The following is a 1,512-nucleotide window of genomic DNA, read 5'->3' as shown; positions in this document are numbered from 1 at the left end:
CGGCGACGCGGACCAGCGTGGCAAGGGGTGCCGGAGCAGGCGAGGAGCAACGGTAGTAGGCCCGTTCGCCGGTAGTGCGGTTGCGGCGGATCAGCAGTTGGTGGTGGTTCGGTCCGGAGTCGGCCAAGTCGATGACCGCCCAGTCGTAGAAGCGGTGCCCTTTGGCCCCGGCCCCGGCCGACAGCTTCTGCCAGGCCCGCTTGGGCACCTTCGCGGCCAGCGCGTCGGCCCGGAACTTGCCCGCACTGGTGATGACGTCCGCCGAGGAGGCGACGGCCAACACGAAGCCGACCCCACGTTCTTCCAGTGCGGTCCGCAGGCGCGGGTTGCCGCCGTAAACCTCGTCGCCCGTGACCCAGTCCACGCGGTGTCCGGCGTCGAGGAACCGGCCGATCATACGGACGGCCAGCTCCGGCTTGGTTGCAAAGGCTGTGTCCTCGGGGAGGCCGGCGGCCCGGCAGCGGTCCGGCTCGCATGTCCACGAACGCGGGACGTAGAGCTCACGGTCCACCGCCGCGTGTCCGCGCGCTCCCGCGTAGACGAGATAGACAGAGACCTGAGAGTTCTCGACCCGGCCCGCCGTGCCGGTGTATTGACGCTGCACCCCGACCGTGTGGGCGCCCTTCTTCAGGTCACCGGTCTCGTCGACGACGAGGACTGCCCGCTCGTCGTGCAGCTGCTCCACGACGTAGTCGCGTACGTCGTCCCGAACCGCGTCGGCGTCCCAGGAGGCTCGGCACAGCAGATGCTGCATGCCATGTGGTGTCGCTTCCCCGGCCCACTCGGCGATCGTCCAGCAGTTCTTGCGTGGCAGGTCCGACAGCAGCCCGAGCACCAGCCGTCCCGCCCGGCGCCGGGCCTCCACCCGCGCGAACCGTCCGGCTATGCGCCCCATCAGCTCCTCGAACCCTTCCTGCCAGCGGGCAGGGTCTACGCTGTGACCTGCGGCCACCACATGATCGTTTGTCTTCACACACCGATGATCAACGGTGGCCGCAGCCATACCGGGCAGGAGGAACACCATGCAGATCGCCGGCGTCGACATCTACGTCAATCACCCCGTTCTGCACCTCGGGGCAACCGACTGGGTGCCACTCTCCCTCGCTCTGAACGCCGCCCCCGCAGCCGGTTGCGACACTCACGTGGCCGTCCGGGTTCGACCCCAGAGAGGGCTGATCAAGGTGCGTCTCTTCACACCGCCTTATGACCCGCAGGCCCCACGCCCGAACCCGGAGTTCACCACTGTCTTCGACGGCCCCCTCCCGCTGTCTGACGGGCGCATCGCAGTCGGCGATGTCGAGCAGCAGACCCGCTTCGTGCACCGAGCGGGCGACCGCGGCCAGTTCAACGTACGCGTCGCCGTGAACACACCGGGACCAGACGCCAACGCCATCGACATCGTCATCGCCGGCCCGAGCAAGTGACCCGCGAGACGCCCATCCCAGCATGAGACCGCTCAACGCACGGCGGCCTCACCGCGATCAAGATCACGATCTACAGCTGGAGTATTAG

General features: G+C 68.1%; 2 protein-coding genes. One reads left to right on the top strand and one right to left on the bottom strand.

Annotation, left to right across the window (positions count from 1 at the left end; all coding sequences use genetic code 11):
- A partial coding sequence (locus ACLQ2N_RS35890) for an IS701 family transposase (protein ID WP_425819978.1) occupies window positions 1-895 on the bottom strand: 895 nt, incomplete at its 3' end.
- Window positions 896-1,022: 127 nt separating this feature from the next.
- Here ACLQ2N_RS35890 and ACLQ2N_RS35885 point away from each other — a divergent pair.
- A complete protein-coding gene (locus ACLQ2N_RS35885) occupies window positions 1,023-1,424 on the top strand; it encodes a hypothetical protein (RefSeq protein ID WP_425819977.1) in 402 nt (133 codons plus the stop codon).
- Window positions 1,425-1,512: the final 88 nt, after the last annotated feature.

The organism is Streptomyces sp. DT224 (genome assembly GCF_049844595.1).
Classification (GTDB): Bacteria; Actinomycetota; Actinomycetes; order Streptomycetales; family Streptomycetaceae; genus Streptomyces.
This window is presented reverse-complemented; position numbering and strand designations above follow the sequence as displayed.